The organism is Clavibacter rahimiani (assembly GCF_052654495.1).
The window spans coordinates 143,237-163,943 of sequence record NZ_CP199790.1 but is presented as its reverse complement, the minus strand read 5'-3'; the positions used below and the strand labels follow the sequence as shown (position 1 = coordinate 163,943).

Genomic DNA, 20,707 nt, shown 5'->3' with positions numbered 1-20,707 from the left:
GCCGCGGTCTCCGCACGGCGGAGGCCGCGGCGCTCCCGTGAGACACGACCCCCACGAGGGGGAACGATGCACAAGATCCGTTCCGAGGACGGTGCGGTCGCGGTGGAGTTCGCGCTGCTGCTGCCGATCCTCGTCGCCCTCCTGCTCGGCATCATGGAGTACAGCCTCGTGCTCAACTCGCAGCTGACCCTCACCAACGCCGCGCGGGAGGGCGCCCGCACCGTGGCCATCGAGAACGACCAGGCGACGGCCCGCACGGCGGTGCGCGCCGCGGCGACCGGGCTCGACCCCGCGCTCGCGGACGCCGACATCGCCTTCACGCCCACCGGCACCTGCACGGCGGGCATCACCTCCGTGACGACCATCACGTACGACCACGAGTTCCTCACCGGCTTCTTCGGGACGAGCGTGACCCTCACAGGAGAGGCGGCGATGCGATGCGGTGGATGACGACCGCGCGGACCCGGGCCACCCGGGAACCCCAGGTCACCCTGGTCGCCCCGGCCACGGAACGCCCGTCCCGTCGCGCGGCGTCCCTGCGCGACGAGCGCGGGGCCGTCGGCGTCATCGTGGCCGTGGCCATGGTCGCCCTGTGCGGCTTCGCCGCGGTGTCCATTGACGTCGGCGCTCTGTACGTCGAGCGGGCCCAGCTGCAGAACGGCGCCGATGCCGCGGCGCTGGCCATCGCCCAGGACTGCGCGGACGGCAGCTGCGTCGACACCACCGCGACCGCCCGGGCGTTCGCGAACGCCAACTCCGGCGACGGCGCCGCGAACGTCGCCGTCCCCACGCTCGGGGCGAACTTCGTGGAGGTGACCACCAGCACGCGGGAGAGCGACGGCACCGGTGCGCTCGCGCTGACGTTCGCGCCCGTCCTCGGCATCGACTCACAGGCGGTCGCAGCCACCGCCACCGCGCGGTGGGGAAGCCCCCTGACGGGTCCCGCGGCCCTCGGCATGACCTTCGCGCCCTGCGTGTTCCAGCTCGACGGGGCCATCCAGGTCATCAGCATGCACGGGGACTCCGGCGGCGTCTCGTGCGCCAGCACGAGCCCGTCCGGCAAGGTCCTCCCCGGCGGCTTCGGCTGGCTGAAGGACACCGCCGGGGACTGCCAGGCACGGGTCACGGCCGGCACGACGGCGACCGTCAGCGGGAGCACCGGCGTGAGCCTGCCGCCCGGCTGCGCGGCGCTGCTCACGAGGATGGCCGATGAGGTGATCCTGCTGCCCGTCTACTCGGACCTCGGCGGCACGGGCACCTCCGCCTACTACCAGATCAGCGGCTGGGCGGCCTTCCGGCTCCTCGGCTGGAACTTCCCCGGATACACGTACAACAGCCAGTCCTACGTGGGCGCGCACTGCAAGGGGACCTGCAAGGGGATCATCGGCAGGTTCGTGAGCTTCGTCTCCCTCGACGACCGCTTCAGCGTCGGCGGTCCGTCGCTCGGCACCTCCATCGTCGAGCTGAGCAGATAGGAACCGCCGTGAGACTCCGACTCATCAGCACGTTGATCGCCCTCGTCCTCGCCATCGCGGGTGCTGTGATGATTGCCGGCTACGTGCGCGGCGCCGACCAGCGCGCGTACGGCGAGGCCGAGACCGTCGACGTGCTGGTGGTCACGTCGCCGATCCCCGCCGGCACCCCCATCGAGGACCTCGCCGGATCCGTCGGCGTGAAGGCGGTCCCGCGGTCCGTGGTCGCCGACGACGCCGTCGGCGACCTGAATCTGTTCGCCGGTCGCGTGACCGGCGTCGACCTGGTGCCGGGCGAGGCCGTGTTGGCCGCGCGCCTGGTGGACCCGCTGTCGCTCAGCGCGCCCGGGACGATCCCGGCGCCGGCGAACATGCAGGAGTTCACCGTCTCGTTCAGTCCCGAGCAGGCGGTGGGCGGACGCATCCGGGCCGGTGACACGGTCGGCATCTACATCAGCCCCGCTGACATCGACCCGTCCGAGCGGGTCGTGCCCGCCACGCGGCACGTATTCCACCGCGTGCTGGTGATCGGCGTCCAGGGCGCCCCGACCACGGCGACCATCCCGGAAGCGGCCGCCGAGGGGACGGCCGGCTCGGCTCCGCTCCCGGAGTCGGGCCTCCTCATCACGTTCGCCGCCGCGCTGCCGGACGCGGAGCGCATCATCCACGCCGCGCAGCGCATGCCGCTGTGGCTGTCGCTCGAGACCGAGGACGACACCGACGACGGCAGCGCCTTCGTGACCGACGAGGACCTGATCCGATGAGCCGCTTCCTCCTCGTCACCGACGACGCCGACTTCACCGCCCGCGTGCGCGGGGCCATCTCCGGCGGGCTCGCCGGCGCGCTGCACGTGTTCCCGACGACGCTCCTGCCCGAGACGCCGGCGGAGATGCTCACCGTGTCGGGCACCGGGCCCGTCGACGCGGAGCGCACGGACGTCGTCGTCCTCGGGCCCGGCGTCGACGCCCCGCAGGCGCTCGCCCTCGCCGCCCTGTTCGACGTCCAGCGGCCGGAGATCAGCGTCGTGCTCGTCGCCCGGGCGGATCCGGAGCTCGCGCTGTCGGCCATGCGGTCGGGGGTGCGCGACCTCGTCGACCCCGGATGCGACGGCGACTCCATCCGCGTGCTCCTCGAGCGCGTCTGCCAGACGGCGGCGTCCCGTCGTCGGGCCACCCCCGCGGAGCGCGTGCCCGCGGGAGCCGAGGGCCGCGTGGCGACCCGCGTGATCGTGGTCGCATCCCCGAAGGGCGGGGTCGGCAAGACCACCATCGCGACCAACCTCGCGGTCGCGCTCGGGCGGATCGCCCCCATGTCGACCGTGCTGGTCGACCTCGACGCGCAGTTCGGCGACGTGGCCAGCGCCCTGCAGCTGGATCCGGAGCACACGCTCACCCAGGCCGTGGGCCGCGCGGCCGCGCAGGACTCCATGGTCCTCAAGGCCTACCTGAGCGTGCACCCCAGCTCGATCTACGCGCTGTGCGCGCCGTCCACCCCGGCGGAGGCGGATCGCATCAGCGGCGAGGAGGTCGCGCACCTCCTCGACCAGCTCACCGAGGAGTTCCGCTACGTGGTGGTCGACTCCGCCCCCGGCCTCGGCGAGCACACCCTCGCGGCGCTCGAGAAGGCCACGGACGTGCTGCTCGTGTGCACCATGGACGTCCCGAGCGTCCGCGGCCTCCGGAAGGAGATGGACGTGCTCGACTCCCTCCGGATGGAGCCCGGGAAGCGGCGGATCGTCGTCAACCTCGCCGAGCGCTCCGCCGGTCTGTCGATCCGCGACATCGAGGCCACGATCGGCACCAAGGTCGACGCCGTCATCCCGCGTGCCCGCCAGATCACCCAGTCGACGGACGCGGGCGAGCCGCTGCTGCACACGACCCAGCGGGGTCGTCCCGCGAAGGCCCTGCAGGCCGTCGCCCGCTTCTACGACCCGGGCGCGCCGCTGCCGACCCGCACGGGACTGCACAGGAGGGTGGAGGCGCGATGAGGCTCTCCGACCGGCTCGCCGCCGCCGGCACGACCGCCCCCGCGGGGTCGACCCCGGCCGCCGCGGCACGCCCCGCGGCGCCCCCGGCACCGGCCGCGAAGGCGGAGCCGGCCGTCGACGCCCTGTCGACCCTCAAGTCGCGGGTCGGCGCGACCCTGTTCGAGAAGCTCGGCGTGCGGATGAGCGACCCGAACATGGCGGAGTCCGAGCTGGCGGCCTTCGCCCGCGACGTGCTCACCGAGATCGTCGACGCGGAGCAGGCGCCCCTGAGCGCGGACGAGAAGCAGCGGCTCGTGCGCCAGATCAGCGACGACGTGCTCGGCTACGGGCCCCTGCAGGCGCTCCTCGACGACCCCTCCCTCACCGAGATCATGGTGAACGGGCCGGACCAGATCTTCGTCGAGCGCGGCGGGAAGCTCACCCTCAGCGGCGCCCGCTTCCGCGACGAGACGCAGCTGCGCCGGGTGATCGAGAGGATCGTCTCCCGCGTCGGACGCCGCATCGACGAGTCGTCCCCGCTCGTGGACGCCCGGCTCGAGGACGGGTCGCGCGTGAACGCGGTCATCCCGCCGCTCGCGGTGAACGGCTCGTCGCTCACCATCCGCAAGTTCGCCGCCGACCCGCTCAAGGTGGAGGACCTCATCGGGTTCGGCTCCATCTCGCGCGAGATGGCCGAGCTCCTCGACGCCTGCGTGCAGGCGCACCTCAACATCATCGTGTCCGGCGGCACCGGCACCGGGAAGACGACCCTGCTCAACGTGCTGTCGTCGTTCATCCCGCAGGGCGAGCGGATCATCACCATCGAGGACGCCGTGGAGCTGCAGCTGCAGCAGTCCCACGTCGTCCGGCTGGAGAGCCGTCCGGCGAACATCGAGGGCCGGGGCGAGGTCAGCATCCGGGACCTCCTCAAGAACTCGCTCCGCATGCGCCCCGACCGCATCGTGGTGGGCGAGTGCCGCGGCGGCGAGGCCCTCGACATGCTGCAGGCCATGAACACGGGGCACGACGGCTCGCTGTCCACCGTGCACGCGAACTCCCCGCGCGACGCCGTCGCCCGCCTGGAGACCCTCGTGCTCATGGCCGGGATGGACCTGCCGCTCCGGGCGATCCGCGAGCAGATCGCCTCGGCGGTGGACGTCATCGTGCAGCTCACCCGCATGCGCGACGGCAGCCGCCGCGTCACCCACGTCACGGAGGTGCAGGGCATGGAGGGGGAGATCGTGACCCTGCAGGACGCGTTCGTCTTCGACTACTCCGCGGGGGTCGACGCGGACGGCCGCTTCCTCGGCAAGCCCGTCTCGACCGGCGTCCGCCCCCGGTTCGTCGACCGCTTCGCGGACCTCGGCATCCAGCTGTCGCCGAGCGTGTTCGGCACGGGCGACAGGCGGCCGCGATGATGCTCCCGGTCGGCGTCGCGCTGTGCCTGCTCGCGGTGGTGCTGGTGGTCTTCGGAACCCTCGGCCCGACCGCCAGCCGGCTCCCCCTCGAGCGGAGGCGGCCCGGCGTGACGGACCCGGAGACGGGCCTCACCCGCGCCACCGGGGCGACCGCGGGGGCGATCGGCACCGTGCTCGTCCGGCGCGGATGGTCGCGACCCCTCGCCGACGCCCTGGAGCGCGCGGGCTACAAGACCACCCCCGCCGAGGCCCTCATCCTCATCGCGTCGGCGTCGCTCAGCGCGGGACTCGTCGCGGGACTCGTCGTCGCTCCCCTCGCGGGGGTGCTGGTGGCCGTCGCCACGCCGGTGGTCGCGCGGCTGCTCCTCCGCCTCATCACCGGCCGCAGGCGGAAGGCGTTCGCCGACCAGCTGGACGACACGCTGCAGCTGCTCGCCGGCGGCCTCCGCGCAGGGCACAGCCTCCTGCGGGCCATCGACGCGGTGTCCCGGGAGGCGGAGGCGCCGACGTCCGAGGAGTTCGCCCGGGTGGTCAACCAGGCCCGCCTGGGTCGCGACCTCAACGACGCGCTGGACGAGACGGCGGCCCGCATGGGCAGCGAGGACTTCAGCTGGGTCGCGCAGGCGATCGGCATCCACCGCGAGGTCGGCGGGGACCTCGCCAGCGTCCTCGACGAGGTCGGCCACACCATCCGCGAGCGCAACCAGATCCGGCGCCAGGTGGCGGCGCTGAGCGCCGAGGGCAAGATGTCCGCCTACGTGCTGCTCGCCCTGCCCTTCGTCGTCCTCGGGATCCTGACCCTGACGACCCCCACGTACGTGGCCCGGTTCACCGAGGGTCCCGTCGGCTACGCGCTGATGGCCGCCGCTGCCGTGATGCTCTCCATCGGCAGCCTCTGGATGCGCAAGGTGGTGAGCTTCCGATTCTGAACACGGCCCCCCTCGTGATCCTGGCCATCGCCCTGATCACCGTCTCCATCCCGATCGCGGCGTTCGCGCTGCTGCCGGGGGACCTGCGCGCCCGCCGGCAGGCGCAGGCGAACCTCGCACGCGGCCTGTCCGCCGGCGGACCGGTGGACGAGCGGCCGGAGTCCCCGCTGCGCGAGGTCGCCCTCCGGCTCGTGTCCGCGAAGGGGAAGGCCCGGCTCGACCGCCTCCACGCGCGCGCCGGCCGGCCGGCCGCCTGGTCCCTCGAACGGGCCGTGATCATGAAGCCCGCGCTCGCCGGCGCGCTCGCGGCGCTCGGCGCCCTGCTCCTCGCCCTCCGCCCCGGCGGGCTCCTCCTGGCGCTCGTCGCCCTCGTCACCGTCGTGGGGTACTTCGTGCCCGACCTCCTCCTGCACAGCAGGGGCACGGAGCGCCAGACGGCGATCGGCCTCGAGCTCCCGGACACGCTCGACCAGATGCTCATCGCGGTGGAGGCCGGCCTGGGGTTCGAGGCCGCCATGACCCGGGCGGGCGAGAACGGCAAGGGCCCGCTCGCGGAGGAGTTCGTCCGCACGCTCCAGGACATGTCCGTGGGGATGTCGCGACGGGACGCCTACCAGGCGCTCTCCCGGAGGACGGACGTGCCCGACCTCAACGCCTTCATCCGCGCCGTGGTGCAGGCGGACGCCTACGGCATCGCCATCAGCTCCGTCCTCCGCGTGCAGGCGAAGGAGATGCGCGTGAAGCGGCGGCAGCGGGCCGAGGAGAAGGCGATGCAGATCCCGATCAAGGTGCTCTTCCCGCTGATGCTCTTCATCCTGCCCGTGCTGTTCATCGCGGTGCTCGGGCCGACCGTGATCCGGGTCGTGTCCGGCGACTGACCGTGATCCCGCCGGTCCGTCCCCGCTGGTGTCTTGATTCGATCAAGACAACGGGCTAGAGTCGTCACATGGCCGCCGCTCCCCCTCCCACCCCGGACGTGGACGAGCTGCGGCGGACCATCCGGGCCACCGGGCTCAAGGTGACCGAGCCGCGCGTGGCCGTGCTCCGGGTCCTGCAGGCGAACCCGCACTCGAGCGCGGACGGGATCTTCGCGGGCGTCCGCGGCCTCCTCCCGAACTCCTCGGTGCAGGCGGTCTACGGGATCCTCGCGGCCTTCACCGGCGCCGGGCTCGCCCGCCGCTTCGACCCGCCGCAGTCCCCCGCGCTCTTCGAGAGCCGGGTCGGCGACAACCACCACCACCTGGTGTGCGTGCGCTGCGGGGCCGTGGCGGACGTGGACTGCGTCGTCGGCGAGGCGCCGTGCCTCACGCCGTCCGACACGTCCGGCTTCGCCGTCATCGCCGCGGAGGTCACCTTCGCCGGCGTGTGCAGCCGGTGCCAGGAGCAGAACGCCGGAGCACCGGCCGCCTGACCCTCGGCCGCACCGCTGCGGCACCCGCCTCGACCGGAGGACCCTCCGCCGAGCGCCCTCCTCGGCGACCCGCCGCACGGGTCCGCCTCGGCGTGCCCGCCGTGCGGGATCCGCCCGCGAACCACCCACCGAACCGCACGAACCCGACGAACGGAGCACGACATGAGCCTCACCCTCGAGAGGACCGCGCAGGATCCCCGCACGGCCGCGACCTCCACGGCCCCCGCTGCCGCCCCGATCCGCTCCGCCGAGGCGCCGTCCGCCTCGCCGCTCGGGGGCAGCTACGTGACGCGCGTCGCGTCCACGGGACGCGAGGGCACGTACGTCTCCTCCCCCGCGGCCATGCGTCGCCCGCGCCGCGGCACCTACGTCACGACGCCCGCGGCCCCGGCCGCCGTGGGCAGCTACACCGACACCCACGGGTCCGCGCGCGCCTGACCGGTGACGGCGGCCTGCGCCGGTGCGGACGCGGATGCGGATGCGCATGCGCATGCGGACGCACGATGATCGACGCATGGACACCGACGACGACCGCCGCCTGTTCCTCGCGCACCTGCGGGACCGGGAGCCGTCGTTCGCTGCCGCCCGCTTCACCACGGCATCGGTCGCCCTCGTCGACCGCGCCGACGGCCTCCCCGCCGTGCGCTGGGACCTCCCCCGCGGATCCGTCACCCGCGCCATCGCCGTCCTCGGCCCGAGCGGCCGCACCCTCTGGCGGCACGTCAGCCCGCGGTCGGCCGCGTTCCGGCTCCTGTCCCTGCACATGGAGGAGTGGATCAGCGTGCCCGACACGGATCCCGGCGCCGACGGGGAGCGCCGCTACGTGCTCGTCGACGGCCGGTTCGACCCCGCGCCGCCGCGCTCCGCTCCCGCGAGGTCCCGGCCATCCGGGAACCACCCGCCCGCATGACCGCAGCCTGCGCGCGCACGCCGCTCCCGCCCGGAGGTGGCACGATGGGCCGACGATGATGCCGGGCCCGACCGTCGCATCCGCGAGACGGGGTCCCGGCGCCGCCGCAGGAGGATCACCGGTGCGCTGCCCGTTTCACGGCTGCTCGACGTCCGAACCCCGCCGCACCCGCGCCGGAGCGGCGGCGTGACCGGCACCGAGCTCCTCCGGGAGCCCGAGCAGCGGCGGGCCCGCGCAGGGCTGACCGCGTGGCTCCTCGACGGCCTGCCCGGCGCGTCCGGCGCCCACCCCGGCCCGCACGCCGAGACCGTCGGCAAGACGCACTCGTGGTGGCGCGTCATGTGCCTCACGGGCGTCGACTACTTCTCCACGCTCGGCTACCAGCCGGCCATCGCGGCCGTCGCCGCGGGCCTGCTGTCGCCGCTCGCGACGCTCGTCCTCGTCCTCCTGACGCTCCTCGGCGCCCTCCCCGTCTACCGGCGGGTGGCGCGCGAGAGCCCGCGCGGCGAGGGATCCATCGCCATGCTCGAGCGCCTCCTGCCCTGGTGGGGCGGCAAGCTCTTCGTGCTCGTGCTGCTGGGCTTCGCGGCGACCGACTTCCTCATCACCATCACGCTGTCCGCCGCGGACGCGACCGCGCACGCCGTCGAGAACCCGTTCGCGCCGTCGTGGTTCGCCGGCAACGAGGTGCTGCTCACCCTCGTGCTGCTGGCCGCGCTCGCCTTCGTGTTCCTCCGCGGGTTCCGCGAGGCGATCTCCATCGCCGTCGTGCTCGTGGGCGTGTTCCTCGCGCTCAACGCGATCGTGATCGTCGTCGCGCTCTTCCACGTGGCCGGGAACGTCCAGGTGATCGACGACTGGTGGCTCGCGCTCACGGCGCAGCACGGCAACCCGCTCGTGATGGTGGGCATCGCGCTCATCGTCTTCCCGAAGCTCGCGCTCGGCCTCTCCGGCTTCGAGACGGGCGTCGCCGTGATGCCGCAGGTGCGCGGCGAGGACGACGCCGACGGGGTGCCGCGCACGCGCATCCACGGCACGAAGCGGCTGCTCGCGACGGCGGCGCTCATCATGAGCGCGTTCCTCATCACGTCGAGCTTCGTCACGACCCTGCTGATCCCGCAGGCCGAGTTCCAGGACGGCGGCAAGGCCAGCGGGCGGGCGCTCGCCTACCTCGCCCACGACTTCCTCGGCGACGGCTTCGGCACGCTCTACGACATCAGCACGATCTGCATCCTCTGGTTCGCGGGCGCCTCCGCCATGGCGGGCCTCCTCAACATCGTGCCGCGCTACCTCCCGCGCTACGGCATGGCGCCGCACTGGGCCGCCGCGGTGCGCCCGCTCGTGCTCGTCTTCACGGCCATCGCCGTGATCGTGACGCTCGTGTTCCAGGCCGACGTGGACGCGCAGGCGGGCGCCTACGCGACCGGCGTGCTCGTGCTGATCACCTCGGCCTCGGTCGCGGTGACGCTGTCGGCGCGGAAGGCCGGGCAGCGCAAGCGCACGGTCGGCTTCGCGGCCATCGCGACGGTGTTCGCCTACACGACCGTGGTCAACGTGATCGAGCGGCCGGACGGCGTGCGGATCGCGGCGCTGTTCATCCTCGGGATCCTCGCGGTGTCGATCGTCAGCCGCGTGCAGCGCTCGTTCCAGCTGCGCGCCACCTCGCTGACGATGGACGAGCGGGCCCGCGCCTTCGTCCTGGAGGATGCGGAGGACTACGGCGCGGTGAGCATCATCGCCCACGAGCCGGACGAGCCCGACGAGGCCCTGACGGAGGAGGAGCGCATCGCCGAGTACCGCCGGAAGGCGAGCGACGAGCGGCGCGACAGCGGGATCCCGGCGCGCGCGCCCGTGATCTTCCTCGAGGTCACCCCCGGCGACTCGTCGGAGTTCGAGGAGGACCTCGTGGTGCGCGGGATCGTGCGCTGCGGCTTCCGCGTGCTCCAGGTCACGAGCGGCAACGTGCCGAACACGATCGCGGCCGTGCTCCTCGCCGTGCGCGACCTCACGGGCGTGAAGCCCGGCGTCTACTTCGAGTGGACGGAGGGATCGCCCGTGGGCAACCTGCTCCGCTTCCTCGTGACGGGCACGGGCGAGGTCGCCCCGGTCACTCGCGAGGTGCTGCGGCGGGCCGAGCCGGTGCGGTCGCGGCGGCCGGACGTGCACGTGAGCTGACGCCCGGCGGGTGATGCACGGGAGGGGCCGGATCCGTGGATCCGGCCCCTCTCGTGCGTCAGGCGTCAGGCGTCAGGCGCCGTGCGTCACGCGCGCCCGCGTCGGGCGTCAGGCCGCCACGAGCGCGTGCGCGTCCGCGAGCAGCTCGACGGAGCGGAGGCGCTCGGGCGTGCGCAGCGAGGCGTGCCCGACGATGACCTCGTCGACGCCCGCCTCCTGGGCGAACCGCGTCGCGTAGTCGGACACCTCGGCGCCCGTGCCGACGCCCGTGTAGGTCATCATGCTGGCGACGTGCGCGCCGACGGGCGCCTCGAGGAGCCGGTCGAGCTCGTCGTCGGTGAAGGTCTGGCTCGCGGGGATCTGGCCGCTCTGGCGGAGCAGCATCATGAGGCGCGCCCGGCGGACCTCGTCGAACTGGCGCTCCGCGTCGCCGCGGTCGTCGGCCGCGATGGCGTTGATGCCCGCGATCGCGTACGGCTCGTCGAGCTGCGCGGACGGCCGGAAGTCGCGGCGGTAGATGGCCACCGCGTCGAGCAGGGCGTCGGGCGCGAAGTGCGAGGCGAAGGCGTACGGCAGGCCGAGGGCCGCCGCGAGCTGGGCGCCGAAGAGGGAGGATCCGAGGATGTAGAGCGGCACGCGGGTGCCGGCGCCGGGGGTCGCGGCGACGCCCGGGATCTGGCTCTCGCCCGCGAGGAAGGCCTGCAGCTCGACGACGTCCTCGGGGAACCGGTCGGACGACGCGGGGTCGCGGCGGAGCGCCCGGAACGTGGCCTGGTCGCTGCCGGGGGCGCGGCCGAGGCCGAGGTCGATGCGGCCCGGGTGCAGCGTCTCGAGCGTGCCGAACTGCTCCGCGATGGTGAGCGGCGAGTGGTTCGGCAGCATGACGCCGCCCGCGCCGAGGCGGATCGTCGACGTCTGGCTGGCGACGTGCGCGATGAGCACCGACGTCGCGCTCGACGCGATGGAGGCCATGTTGTGGTGCTCGGCGTACCAGACGCGTCGGTATCCGCTGCGCTCGGCCTGCTGGGCGAGGGCGACGGAGGCGGCGAAGCTGTCGCGGGCGGTCTCCCCGGGGGCGATGGGGGCGAGGTCGAGGATGGAGAGCGGGACGGTCATGCTCACCCCAACACCGCGACCCCGTCAGGTGTTCCGTCCCGGATCCGCCCCGCGCGCCGTCGCGGAGGACAGAATGGGCGAGGCGACGCGGCCCGACGGGCGCGCGGGACGCCGATCGCCCGCCCACCGCCGAACGCCCGGAGGACCCATGCTCATCGAACCCGTCGACGCCGCCCGCGCGCACGTCAGCAGCCACGTCGACCCGGAGGACTTCGACGCGTTCTGGGCCGGCACCCTCGAGGAGGCCGGGCGGCACGACCTCGACGTGCGCCTCGCCCCGGTCGACACCGACCTCGCGCTCGTCGACGTGCAGGACGTGACCTTCGCGGGATCCGGCGGCACCGACGTGCGCGCCTGGCTCCGCACCCCGGCCGGCGCCACCGGACCGCTGCCCACCGTGGTCTCGTACGTCGGCTACGGCGGCGGCCGGGGACGTGCCGAGGAGACGTTGATCTACGCGGCCGCCGGCTTCGCGCACCTGCAGATGGACACCCGCGGCCAGGGCTCGTACTGGAGCGCCGGCGACACCGCCGACCACGGCGAGGCCGGACCCGCGATCCCCGGCTTCATGACCCGCGGGATCGCCTCCCGCGAGTCCTACTACTACCGCCGCCTCTTCACCGACGCGGTGCGCGCGGTCGACGTGGCGCGGTCGCTCGACGTCGTGGATCCCGCCCGCATCGCCGTACAGGGCGGCAGCCAGGGCGGCGGCATGGCGCTCGCGGTCGCCGGGCTGCGCGACGACCTGGCCGCGGTCTCCGCGTACGTGCCGTTCCTCTGCGACATCGAGCGGGCCACGCACATCACCGACGCGTACCCGTACCACGAGGTCGTCGACTACCTGAAGACGCACCGGGGCCGCGGCGAGGACGTGCACGCCGTGCTCCGCTACTTCGACGGCGTCGCGTTCTCGCGCCGCGCCACCGCGCCCGCCCGCTTCTCGGTGGGGCTCATGGACGCGACCTGCCCGCCCTCCACCGTCTACGGCGCGTTCAACGCGTACGCGGGCGAGAAGGAGATCGTCGAGTGGGAGTACAACGGCCACGACGGCGGCGGGATCGACGACGAGCTCGGGACGATCGCGTTCCTCCGGGCGCGGCTGGGCTGACCCCGGGCCCGGGCCGGTGGGCGGCCGCGGGGCGCCCGGATCCGCTCCCGGAACGGGGGCGCGACCCGCCCGGTCGTCGGGGGTTCCGCGTACCCTGGGAGGACCTCGCCGGTGGAGCGAGCGGAGCGGGAGGACGTCATGCCCCGGCCCCGCATCCGCCCCGCGAAGCCCTCCAAGCCCGGCGCCCCGCCGCCCTCCGTGGCCGCCCGCGTCGCCGCGGATCCGGCCCAGAAGGAGGTGCTGATCGAGGAGGCGCTGCTGCTCGTCGGCGTCGCGCTCCGGCTCCAGATGGAGAACCGGATCATCCTGCGCACGCTCCGGGAGCGCCGCCCGTTCGACGAGGAGTCGCTCATCGAGGCGCTCCGCGGCGAGCTGGCCGAGCTCATCGGCGAGAAGCGCGGCGAGGCCGAGCGGCTGCGCATGGCCCGCGACCGCGCGGCGCTGCGCGAGGGCAAGGGCAAGCGGCCCGACGACTACCGCGAGGGCGACGTGCCGGGGCTCCGGCTGCGCGCTGAGATCGCGGAGGAGATCGTGGAGCGGCTCGGCGCCCTCTCGCGGGACCCGGAGGCGCTCCGCGAGGTGCTCGTCATCGCGCGCGACTCGGCGCTCGAGCAGATCGTGCGCGCCCGGTTGGCGCCGCAGCTGCTGCCCGGCGCGTTCCCGGAGGAGGGGCGCGACGAGCGCGTGGGCGAGCTCCGCGACGAGCTCGCGCGCCTGGCCGCCGACCGCGAGCGGGTGGCGGAGCGCGCCGAGGCGCGGGGGTCGGGGCGCGTCCGCGTCCGCACGGGCGGCCGGAGCAGCGCGCAGGAGGCCTGAGCGGGCGGCGGATCCGTCCGGGCGGCGGGATCGCGCCGACGACGCGACCGCGCGGTCCGCGGATCAGGGCGCGAGCGCGAACCGCGGCTCGACGCGCTCGCCGGTCGCCGCATCCGCCGCGAGGCTGCCGACGAGCGGCGCGAACTTGGCGCCGTGACCGGAGCACGGCGAGACGATCGTGATGCCCTCCACCCGGTCGATCACGAAGTCCTCGGTGGGCGTGCTCGTGAACAGGCACGTGGCCTCGGCGTACGGCACGGGCTCCACGCCCGGGAGGTTCCGGCGCACCCAGTCGACGACGCGGGCGCGGTTGGCGGGATCCACGACGCCGTCCTGGTGCGCGGCCGACGGGATCACCCGCCCGCCGTCGAACTCGGCGACCTTGTGTCCCCGGCCCTCCACGTCGCGTCCGCCGGGGAGCGCGTAGACGGGCATGCGCTCGTCCATGTGGATGGAGGTCGGGACCGGGCGCGACGGCGGCCCGTCCATGTAGGCGAAGTGGAACACCTGCTCCTGGCGCACGCGCAGCGGCGGGATCCGGTCGAGCGCGGCGCGCGGCAGCGGCAGGTCGCCGAGGAGGTCGGGCAGCCAGGCGCCCGCGCCCACGATCAGGCCGTCACCCTCGACGCGGCGGCCGTCGTCCGCGGTCACGGCGAAGCCCGCGCCGATGCGCTCGACCCCCGTCACCTCGAAGCCCGCGTGCACGACGGCCCCGTGGGCGACGGCCAGGTCGAGCATGGTGGTCACCGCGGCCTCCGCGTCGAGGACGCCCGCGGCCGGGTGCCAGAGCACGTCGGAGTCGAACGCCATCTCGGGCCAGCGGTCGGCGGCCTCGCGGGCCGACATCAGCTCGTGGTCGATGCCGACGCGCTCGAGCACGCGCGCGAGCTCGGCCGGACGGCGGACGAGCCCGGAGTCGACGGCCCCGGTGGGCGTGACGAGCCGCACGCCCGTGGTGCGCTCGAGGCGGTCCCAGAGCACGCGGGCGTCGCGCATCAGGCGCACGTAGAAGGGATCGGGGTAGGCGTACCGGACGATGCGGGCGGATCCGTGCGAGCTGCCGAGCATGCTCGCGGGCCGGTCGCGCTCCAGCACCGTGACCTCGTGGCCGCGGCTCGCGAGCTGCCACGCGGTCGCCGCGCCGGCGAGCCCGGCCCCGATGACGACGTGGTGCGCCGTGCGTCCGCGCGCCGTCACCGTGATCCCCGCATCGCTCCAGGCTACGGGCGCGCGCTCCCGACGACCGGGCCCGGCGGGAGCCGTAAGCGGTCCGGTGCGCAACCCCGCAGGGCCGCCGCGCCCACCCGTCCGGGAGGATGGACGCATGTCCTCCCCCGTCACGCTCACCGCCCGCGCGCTCCTCCTCGACATGGACGGGACGCTGGTCGACTCGACCGCGCTCGTGGAGGAGATCTGGACCATGCTCGCCCGGCGCTTCGGCCACGACCCGGCCGATCTCATCCGCCGGATCCACGGCGTGCGCGCCGCCGACAGCATCGCCCGCTTCGCCCCGGCCGGCAGCGACGTGCCCGCCCTCCTCGCCGAGCTCGACCGCCTGGAGCTCGACGGCAGCCCCGCCACCGTCGAGATCCCCGGCGCCCGCGACCTCGTCGCCGCGCTGCCCGCCGGATCCCACGCCCTCGTCACGAGCGCCGGCCTCGCCCTCGCGCGCGCTCGGCTGGAGGGCGCCGGGATCCGCGTGCCCGACGTCGCGGTCACCGCCGAGGACGTCACGGCCGGCAAGCCCGACCCGTCCGGCTATCTGCTCGCGGCGGCGCGCCTCGGCGTGGATCCCGCGGACGCGATCGTCTACGAGGACGCCGAGGCGGGTATCCGCGCAGGACTCGCCGCGGGCATGCGCGTGGTCGTCGTCGGCGACCACGAGAGCGACGCGACCGTCGGCCTCCCCCGCGTCCGCGACCACCGCGGCACGACCGTCGAGGTGCGCGACGGGATCCTCACGCTCACGCTCCCGGGCGCCGCCGGCTGAGCTCCGGGCCGTCTCGTCAGACGTTCGTCTGGCGTTAAGGCCCGCGACCGCGGAGACCCTCCGGAGGGGGAGCCGGCGCCCCCTACCGTGCGAGGGCGGCGCCCGCCGCCCCCTATAGAGAGGACTCCCGCATGTCCAGCATCCGCCGGACCCGCCCCACCCGCTCCATCCTGACCACCGTCGCCATCGGCGCCGTGACCACCCTCGGGCTCGTCATCGCCGCTCCCGGCAGCGGGGCCTTCGCCTCCGTCGACCCCCGCTCCCCGGAGGCCCGTGTGGGCCACTCCATCGAGAGCGGGCACATCCTCGACGACATGAAGTCCGGGAAGATCACCGAGGCCGACATCGTCCACGCGGCCAGCACCGGCATCGACGTGCACGGCCAGCACATCGACAACTGGATCGACCTGTCGGCCGAGCAGAGCACGAAGGCCGCCCCGCAGGTCGAGCAGCTGAACGCGGCCGCGCAGGCGGACCCGAGGATGCGGGCCGCCCGGGACAGCCTGAAGGGCGCGGACAGCGGCACCCGCGTGGTCCCCGCGAACAAGGGCGCGGAGATCCTGGAGTCGAAGCACTGGTGGAACCACCTGATCCACTGGTTCACCATCTACCTCAACAACGCGTGGCTCCGTGGCCTCATCACCGTCAGCGCCGGCGCCGCGGCGATCGCGATCTGCGCGTTCTTCGACATCTCCCGCGTGACGTGCGCCATCATCGGCGTCTTCATGGGCGGCATCACGGAGGTCCTGAAGAGCTCCCACCTCTGCAACGGCAAGGGCCTCTACATCAAGCTCCCCGACGACTGGAACTCGCACTGCGAGTAGCGGTGCGCCCGGCGGCGCGACGTCCGGACGGGGACGTCCGGGCGTGACGCCGCGGAGGGCCGGGCGGGAGGATCCTCTCCCGCCCGGCCCTCTCGCGCATGCGGCAGCCGCCGCTCCGGGACTGGTTCGCCCGCGCGCGCTGACCGCCCGCCCTACTGCGGGTGCGGCGTCTCCCCGCGCTCGAGCATCGCGACGAGCTTCGCCAGCCGGTTCGCGCGCACGGTCGCGTTCGGCGCGGTCGCGATGCGGTGGATCACGGCGTAGCGGTTGACCTTGGACAGGGTCACGAAGGTGTCGGCAGCCGCGGGCGACACGGCGAGCGCGGCCAGCAGGTCCTCGGGCTCGGCCGCGGACGCCTGGCCCGCGTAGGCGCGCTCCCACCGGCCGTCGGCCTGAGCGCGCTCGACCTCCATCACGCCGCGGGGGCGCATCCGGCCCTCCGCGGTCAGGGTCGCGACCAGGCCGATGTTGCGCTCCGACCACAGCGACGCCTTCCGCCGCGGGGTGAAGCGGCGGCGGAAGATCCGCTCGTCGATGCTCGCGGTCTGCCCGTCGATCCACCCGCTGCACAGCGCCTCGTCGAGGGCCTGCGCGTAGGTGAGCGAGGTCGGATCCGTCGTGCCCTTCTTCGCGAGCACGAGCCACACGCCGTCGGACGCCTCCTCATGCGCGTCGAGCCAGGCGCGCCAGGCCGCCTGGTCGGGGACGGTGAGGAGGTCGGGGACGCTGCCGGCGGCGGTCACCGGGCTCGGCCCGACGGCTCGGCCTCGTAGTGCGTCAGGTCGACGACCCCGTGGCGGACGGCGTGGATGAGCACCTGCACGCGGTCGCGCACGTCCCACTTGGTCATCACGCGGCTGAGGTTGGCCTTGATGGTCGGCTCGGAGAGGTGGAGCTCCCGGGCGATCTCGGCGTTCGACATGCCGCGCCCGATGAGGCGGACGATCGTGTACTCGCGCGTCGTCAACGGCTCGTGGCCCGAGGCCGCCGGCGAGCCGGTCTCCGGATCCTCGCGGAGGGACAGGATCAGGTCGCGTGTGATCCGCGGCGACATGACGGACCGGCCCGCCCGGACCTCGCGGATGGCGTGCAGGATGTCCTCCGGCTCGCTGTCCTTGACGAGGTAGCCGGACGCGCCGGCACGGAGCGCGGGCACCACGTGGCGCTCCGAGGAGAACGTCGTGACGGCGAGCACGCGCGTGTCGGGCAGCGCCGCCGTGATCCGCCGGGTCGCCTCCATCCCGCCCATGCGCGGCATCTGCAGGTCCATCAGCACGACGTCCGGTCGCAGCTCCTCGGCCGCGCGCACCGCGAGGACGCCGTCGCCGGCCTCGCCGACGACCGTCATGCCGGGATCCGACGCCACGAAGATGCGGAGCGCGTGCCGTACCAGCGCCTCATCGTCGGCGATGAGGACGCGGATGGGTTCCATGCCGCGAGCCTAGGGGGCGACCCGGGGCCGAGGACCATACGGAAGTCTCGTCGGTCGCGACCTTCGGATGCATCGCCGTCGGTACCGACGCGGCGAACCTTCTCCCGACGCATGGAGAAGGGGACGACGATGCAGGCACTGCTGGCGCTGATGGGGATCATCCGACCCACGGGCTTCTGGAACGAGGCGTGCAAGCTCCTCAAGATCTGCAAGTGAGGGGCGCGGTCGACCCGTCATGATGGGCGGGTGACGAGAGCTGGGCACCTCCGCCGCCGGATGACCGGCCTGCCCCCTGCGTGGCGCGGGCGCGACGCGGGCTTCTCCGACCTCCCCACCGGGGGGCGCTTCGCGCTCCTGGTGGTGATCGCGCTCGTGCTGGTAGTCGACATCGCGGGCTTCATCGAGGATCCGGCGTCGTCCTGGCGTGAGCTCGTGGCGCAGGAGGCGCCGACGGTGGCCGTGGCGCTGTTCGCGTGGTCGCCGCCCGCCGCTGCCATCTCCCTGCTCCTGGCCGCCCTGCTGGAGACCGCGGCGGGTCAGGGTGGTGGCCTCGCCGTCTACCTCGCCATCGCGATGGGGCTGGTCGTCTTCACGAGCCCTCGCTGGTTCAGCGCGCTCTACGCGGTGACGGCGGCGGCGGTCGTCGTGCTGCACGCGGCGACCGCGGAGTCCCTCACCTCGGCGGCGCTGCCCGTCGTGCTCCTCATCGGCGCCCTCGCGGCCCTCGTGGGCTGGACCCTGCGCACGTCGCTGCGGCGCGAGCGGAGGCTGGCGGTCGACCTCCTGGATCTCGAGCGGGCACGTGATGCGGAGCTCGAGTCGGAGCGGCAGCGCATCGCCGACGAGCTGCACGACATCATCGCCCACGACGTCACGCTGGTCGCCATGCACGTGCGCGTGCTGGAGCGGGTCGACGACCCGGCGCTGCGGGCGCAGTCCGTCGTCGCGATCCGCGACAGCGCCGACCAGGCGCTCGCGGACATCCGACGCGTGCTGCGGGTGGTGCGGGACGACCGGAGCACGACCGCCGGCGACCGGGACGAGGACGGGGACACCCTCGTCGGCGCCGTCGGCACGGTCCGCCGCGACCTCGAGGCCCTCGGAGCGCACGTCGTCGTGGGGCCGCTCGACGGCGTGGACGTGTCGACCGCCATCGAGCGGACGATCGTCCGGCTGCTGCGGGAGGCCGCCACCAACGTCGCCAAGCACGCGGCATCCCGCCCGGTGGTGCGCGTGGACGTCGACCCCGGCGGGCCCGACGTGACGGTGACCGTCTCCAGCACGATGCCGCCCGCCTCCACGGCGAGCCCGATCCCCTCGTCCGGGTACGGGGTGCACCGGATGCGGGAGCGCGTCACCCTCCTGGGCGGCAGCCTCGAGGCCCGGGAGGTCGACGGATCCTGGGTGCTCAGCGCCCGGCTGCCGCGGCACTGATCCGGGCGGCGGACGCGGTCGGACGTCCCGGCGATGCGGACCTCACACGACGGAGGCCGCGGTCTCGTCGAACCCGCGTGGCAGGCGGCGGTCCAGCACGAAGCCGCCGACGAAGCCGAGCGCCGCCAGGAGCAGCCCCGACCACAGCGGCACGGAGAGGGGCCCGACGCGCATGGCGATGTCGAGGGTCGCCGACACCGCGATCAGCGCCACCGCGAGGAGGGCGGCGATCACGGCCGTCACCGTCACGAAGCGCTTGCCGGGCGTCCACGTCCGCTGCTGCGGGAACTGCCCCGCGAAGACGCGGGGATCCCCGAACCGGACCTCCGGCGACGCCTGCGCGAGCCGGCAGTCGCTCTGCACGTCCTCGAGCGTCGAGCGGATCCGCGCCTCGTCGAGGCCCCGCATCCGCAGCTCGAAGGCGAGCCTCCTGTAGTAGCCCATGTCCCGCTCCCCTTCCCCTCTGCATGGATCGTGACGCGACATGGGGCGAGGGCCGAACACGGACGCATCGGATCCGCGCTACTTCCGTACGGGAGGCGGGCGCGGATCGCCGCCGCTACAGGGAGACGACGACCTTCCGCGCCGAGACGCCCGCGCGCAGCCGGTCCATCGCGGGCTGGATCGCCTCGAGTCCCGTGCCGACCACCTCCGCCGCGGGCGCGGCGACGTACCGGCCCTCGGCGAGCGCCGTCGGGAGGAACTGCTCCCAGAGCATCGGGCCGACCTCGTCGTGCATGAGGGCGCTGCCCCAGATGAAGGTCGCGCGGATCCCGCGGACGCGCGCCCGGAGCATCAGGGCCGGTGTCGCGGTGCCCATGCGGATCCCGAGGCGCACGAGCGGGAGGCCGACCCGGCCGCCGCGCGGGAGCGTCTCGAACGACACCGGCGGGCTCGCCATGCTGACCCGCTTCGCACCCGTGGCGACGGCGATCGCGACCGCGGGCCCGCCGGATCCGGTGCCGATCGCGAGCACGCCCGCCACCCGTCGGCCGCCCTCCGCGAGGTGCGTCACGATGTCGCGCACGGCCGTGGGGCTCCGGTAGTCGAACGCGCGGCTCGCGCCGAGCGACTCGACGAGCGCGTGGTTGCGCGGCGACGCGGTGGTGACGACGTCGTAGCCGGCCGCGACGGCGAGCTGGATCGCGTTCACGCCGACGCTCGTGGATCCGCCCCACACCACCACGGTCTCCCCCGTCGCCGGGGTGGTCGCGTCCGGCATGCGCAGGCCGAGCTGGCCCGCGCCGAACAGGCCGGACGCGGCGGTGGAGATGCCGAGCGGGAGGACGGCGGCGTCCTCGAAGCGCAGCGCGTCCGGGATCGGGGCGGCGAGGTCCGCGCGGACGATCGCGCGCGACTGGAACCCGCCCTCCGGCGCGTGCCGTCGGCCCTTCTCCATGCCCACCGCGTACGCGACGACGCGGTCGCCCACGGCGAAGCGCGTGACCCCGGGGCCGACCTCCTCGACGACGCCCGCGACGTCCTCGCCGAGCACGGCGGGGTGCGGGAGCCAGCGGTACATCAGGTCGCCCATGTGCTGCTTCATGATGTCGAGCGGGTTGATCGCCACAGCCCGGACGCGGACGGCGACCTCGCCCTCCCGGGGAGCGGTCCGCGGTGCGGGACCCACGGTGAGGTCGGCGGCGGACGAGGCGAGCCAGGCGGCGGATTCGGTGGGCACGGCGGATCTCCGATGTGAGGGTCGC

22 protein-coding genes are annotated in these 20,707 nt (G+C 74.1%); 16 read left to right on the top strand and 6 right to left on the bottom strand.

What is annotated here, in order from left to right; genetic code table 11:
- Window positions 1-66: 66 nt before the first annotated feature.
- The 11 genes from ACT7CP_RS00785 to ACT7CP_RS00735 all read left to right on the top strand — a co-directional run bounded on the left by ACT7CP_RS00785 (window position 67) and on the right by ACT7CP_RS00735 (window position 10,281).
- Window positions 67-450, top strand: coding sequence for a TadE/TadG family type IV pilus assembly protein (locus tag ACT7CP_RS00785; protein WP_445442971.1), 384 nt, complete (start codon window positions 67-69; stop codon window positions 448-450).
- Window positions 447-1,475 carry a pilus assembly protein TadG-related protein gene (locus tag ACT7CP_RS00780; protein WP_445442970.1) on the top strand — a complete coding sequence of 343 codons (1,029 nt, stop codon included), beginning with the start codon at window positions 447-449 and terminating at the stop codon, window positions 1,473-1,475. The genes ACT7CP_RS00785 and ACT7CP_RS00780 overlap by 4 nt, the downstream gene beginning before the upstream one ends.
- A gap of 8 nt (window positions 1,476-1,483) precedes the next feature.
- The gene (gene cpaB / locus ACT7CP_RS00775; protein WP_445442969.1) at window positions 1,484-2,236 is read left to right on the top strand and encodes a Flp pilus assembly protein CpaB; all 753 of its coding nucleotides are present in this window, start codon (window positions 1,484-1,486) and stop codon (window positions 2,234-2,236) included.
- Window positions 2,233-3,459, top strand: coding sequence for a CpaE/TadZ family protein (locus tag ACT7CP_RS00770; protein WP_445442968.1), 1,227 nt, complete (start codon window positions 2,233-2,235; stop codon window positions 3,457-3,459). The genes cpaB and ACT7CP_RS00770 overlap by 4 nt, the downstream gene beginning before the upstream one ends.
- Complete coding sequence (locus ACT7CP_RS00765) at window positions 3,456-4,856, top strand: TadA family conjugal transfer-associated ATPase (RefSeq protein ID WP_445442967.1); 1,401 nt, start codon at window positions 3,456-3,458, stop codon at window positions 4,854-4,856. The genes ACT7CP_RS00770 and ACT7CP_RS00765 overlap by 4 nt, the downstream gene beginning before the upstream one ends.
- Window positions 4,853-5,785 carry a type II secretion system F family protein gene (locus ACT7CP_RS00760; protein WP_413961984.1) on the top strand — a complete coding sequence of 311 codons (933 nt, stop codon included), beginning with the start codon at window positions 4,853-4,855 and terminating at the stop codon, window positions 5,783-5,785. Before ACT7CP_RS00765 ends, ACT7CP_RS00760 begins: the two co-directional genes overlap by 4 nt.
- Before the next feature lie 14 nt (window positions 5,786-5,799).
- Window positions 5,800-6,663, top strand: a complete 864-nt coding sequence (locus ACT7CP_RS00755; protein WP_445442966.1) for a type II secretion system F family protein — start codon at window positions 5,800-5,802, stop codon at window positions 6,661-6,663.
- A gap of 68 nt (window positions 6,664-6,731) precedes the next feature.
- A complete protein-coding gene (locus tag ACT7CP_RS00750) occupies window positions 6,732-7,196 on the top strand; it encodes a Fur family transcriptional regulator (protein WP_445442965.1) in 465 nt (154 codons plus the stop codon).
- Window positions 7,197-7,358: 162 nt separating this feature from the next.
- The gene (locus tag ACT7CP_RS00745; protein ID WP_445442964.1) at window positions 7,359-7,634 is read left to right on the top strand and encodes a hypothetical protein; all 276 of its coding nucleotides are present in this window, start codon (window positions 7,359-7,361) and stop codon (window positions 7,632-7,634) included.
- A gap of 76 nt (window positions 7,635-7,710) precedes the next feature.
- Entirely contained in the window at window positions 7,711-8,106 is a 396-nt protein-coding gene (locus tag ACT7CP_RS00740) for a hypothetical protein (RefSeq protein WP_445442963.1), read from the top strand.
- 339 nt (window positions 8,107-8,445) lie between these two features.
- On the top strand, window positions 8,446-10,281 hold the full coding sequence (locus ACT7CP_RS00735; RefSeq protein WP_445444002.1) for an APC family permease: 1,836 nt from the start codon (window positions 8,446-8,448) through the stop codon (window positions 10,279-10,281).
- 108 nt (window positions 10,282-10,389) lie between these two features.
- Here the strand turns inward: ACT7CP_RS00735 and ACT7CP_RS00730 are convergent, their stop codons facing one another.
- The gene (locus ACT7CP_RS00730) at window positions 10,390-11,397 is read right to left on the bottom strand and encodes an LLM class flavin-dependent oxidoreductase (RefSeq protein WP_413961978.1); all 1,008 of its coding nucleotides are present in this window, start codon (window positions 11,395-11,397) and stop codon (window positions 10,390-10,392) included.
- A gap of 148 nt (window positions 11,398-11,545) precedes the next feature.
- Between ACT7CP_RS00730 and ACT7CP_RS00725 the strand changes: the two genes are divergently transcribed.
- Window positions 11,546-12,505: an acetylxylan esterase gene (locus ACT7CP_RS00725; protein ID WP_445442962.1), complete on the top strand. Its 960-nt coding sequence runs from the start codon at window positions 11,546-11,548 to the stop codon at window positions 12,503-12,505.
- A gap of 138 nt (window positions 12,506-12,643) precedes the next feature.
- Window positions 12,644-13,321 (top strand): coiled-coil domain-containing protein, encoded by a 678-nt coding sequence (locus ACT7CP_RS00720; protein ID WP_445442961.1) that lies wholly within the window; start codon window positions 12,644-12,646, stop codon window positions 13,319-13,321.
- 63 nt (window positions 13,322-13,384) lie between these two features.
- Here the strand turns inward: ACT7CP_RS00720 and ACT7CP_RS00715 are convergent, their stop codons facing one another.
- Window positions 13,385-14,518: an FAD-dependent oxidoreductase gene (locus ACT7CP_RS00715; protein ID WP_413961975.1), complete on the bottom strand. Its 1,134-nt coding sequence runs from the start codon at window positions 14,516-14,518 to the stop codon at window positions 13,385-13,387.
- 127 nt (window positions 14,519-14,645) lie between these two features.
- On the opposite strand from ACT7CP_RS00715, the gene ACT7CP_RS00710 reads away from it, so the two are divergent.
- Both ACT7CP_RS00710 and ACT7CP_RS00705 read left to right on the top strand, forming a co-directional pair.
- A complete protein-coding gene (locus tag ACT7CP_RS00710; protein WP_445442960.1) occupies window positions 14,646-15,311 on the top strand; it encodes an HAD-IA family hydrolase in 666 nt (221 codons plus the stop codon).
- 131 nt (window positions 15,312-15,442) lie between these two features.
- Window positions 15,443-16,135, top strand: a complete 693-nt coding sequence (locus tag ACT7CP_RS00705; RefSeq protein ID WP_413961973.1) for a hypothetical protein — start codon at window positions 15,443-15,445, stop codon at window positions 16,133-16,135.
- 152 nt (window positions 16,136-16,287) lie between these two features.
- Here ACT7CP_RS00705 and ACT7CP_RS00700 read toward each other — a convergent pair whose 3' ends face one another.
- Complete coding sequence (locus tag ACT7CP_RS00700) at window positions 16,288-16,878, bottom strand: YdeI/OmpD-associated family protein (RefSeq protein ID WP_445442959.1); 591 nt, start codon at window positions 16,876-16,878, stop codon at window positions 16,288-16,290.
- Entirely contained in the window at window positions 16,875-17,567 is a 693-nt protein-coding gene (locus ACT7CP_RS00695) for a response regulator (RefSeq protein ID WP_413961970.1), read from the bottom strand. The genes ACT7CP_RS00700 and ACT7CP_RS00695 overlap by 4 nt, the downstream gene beginning before the upstream one ends.
- A gap of 246 nt (window positions 17,568-17,813) precedes the next feature.
- On the opposite strand from ACT7CP_RS00695, the gene ACT7CP_RS00690 reads away from it, so the two are divergent.
- A complete protein-coding gene (locus ACT7CP_RS00690; RefSeq protein ID WP_445442958.1) occupies window positions 17,814-19,001 on the top strand; it encodes a sensor histidine kinase in 1,188 nt (395 codons plus the stop codon).
- A gap of 42 nt (window positions 19,002-19,043) precedes the next feature.
- On the opposite strand, the gene ACT7CP_RS00685 is transcribed toward ACT7CP_RS00690, so the two are convergent.
- Both ACT7CP_RS00685 and ACT7CP_RS00680 read right to left on the bottom strand, forming a co-directional pair.
- Complete coding sequence (locus ACT7CP_RS00685) at window positions 19,044-19,445, bottom strand: hypothetical protein (RefSeq protein WP_445442957.1); 402 nt, start codon at window positions 19,443-19,445, stop codon at window positions 19,044-19,046.
- Between the two features lie 115 nt (window positions 19,446-19,560).
- Window positions 19,561-20,682, bottom strand: coding sequence for a zinc-binding alcohol dehydrogenase family protein (locus ACT7CP_RS00680; RefSeq protein WP_445442956.1), 1,122 nt, complete (start codon window positions 20,680-20,682; stop codon window positions 19,561-19,563).
- Between the last annotated feature and the right edge of the window lie 25 nt (window positions 20,683-20,707).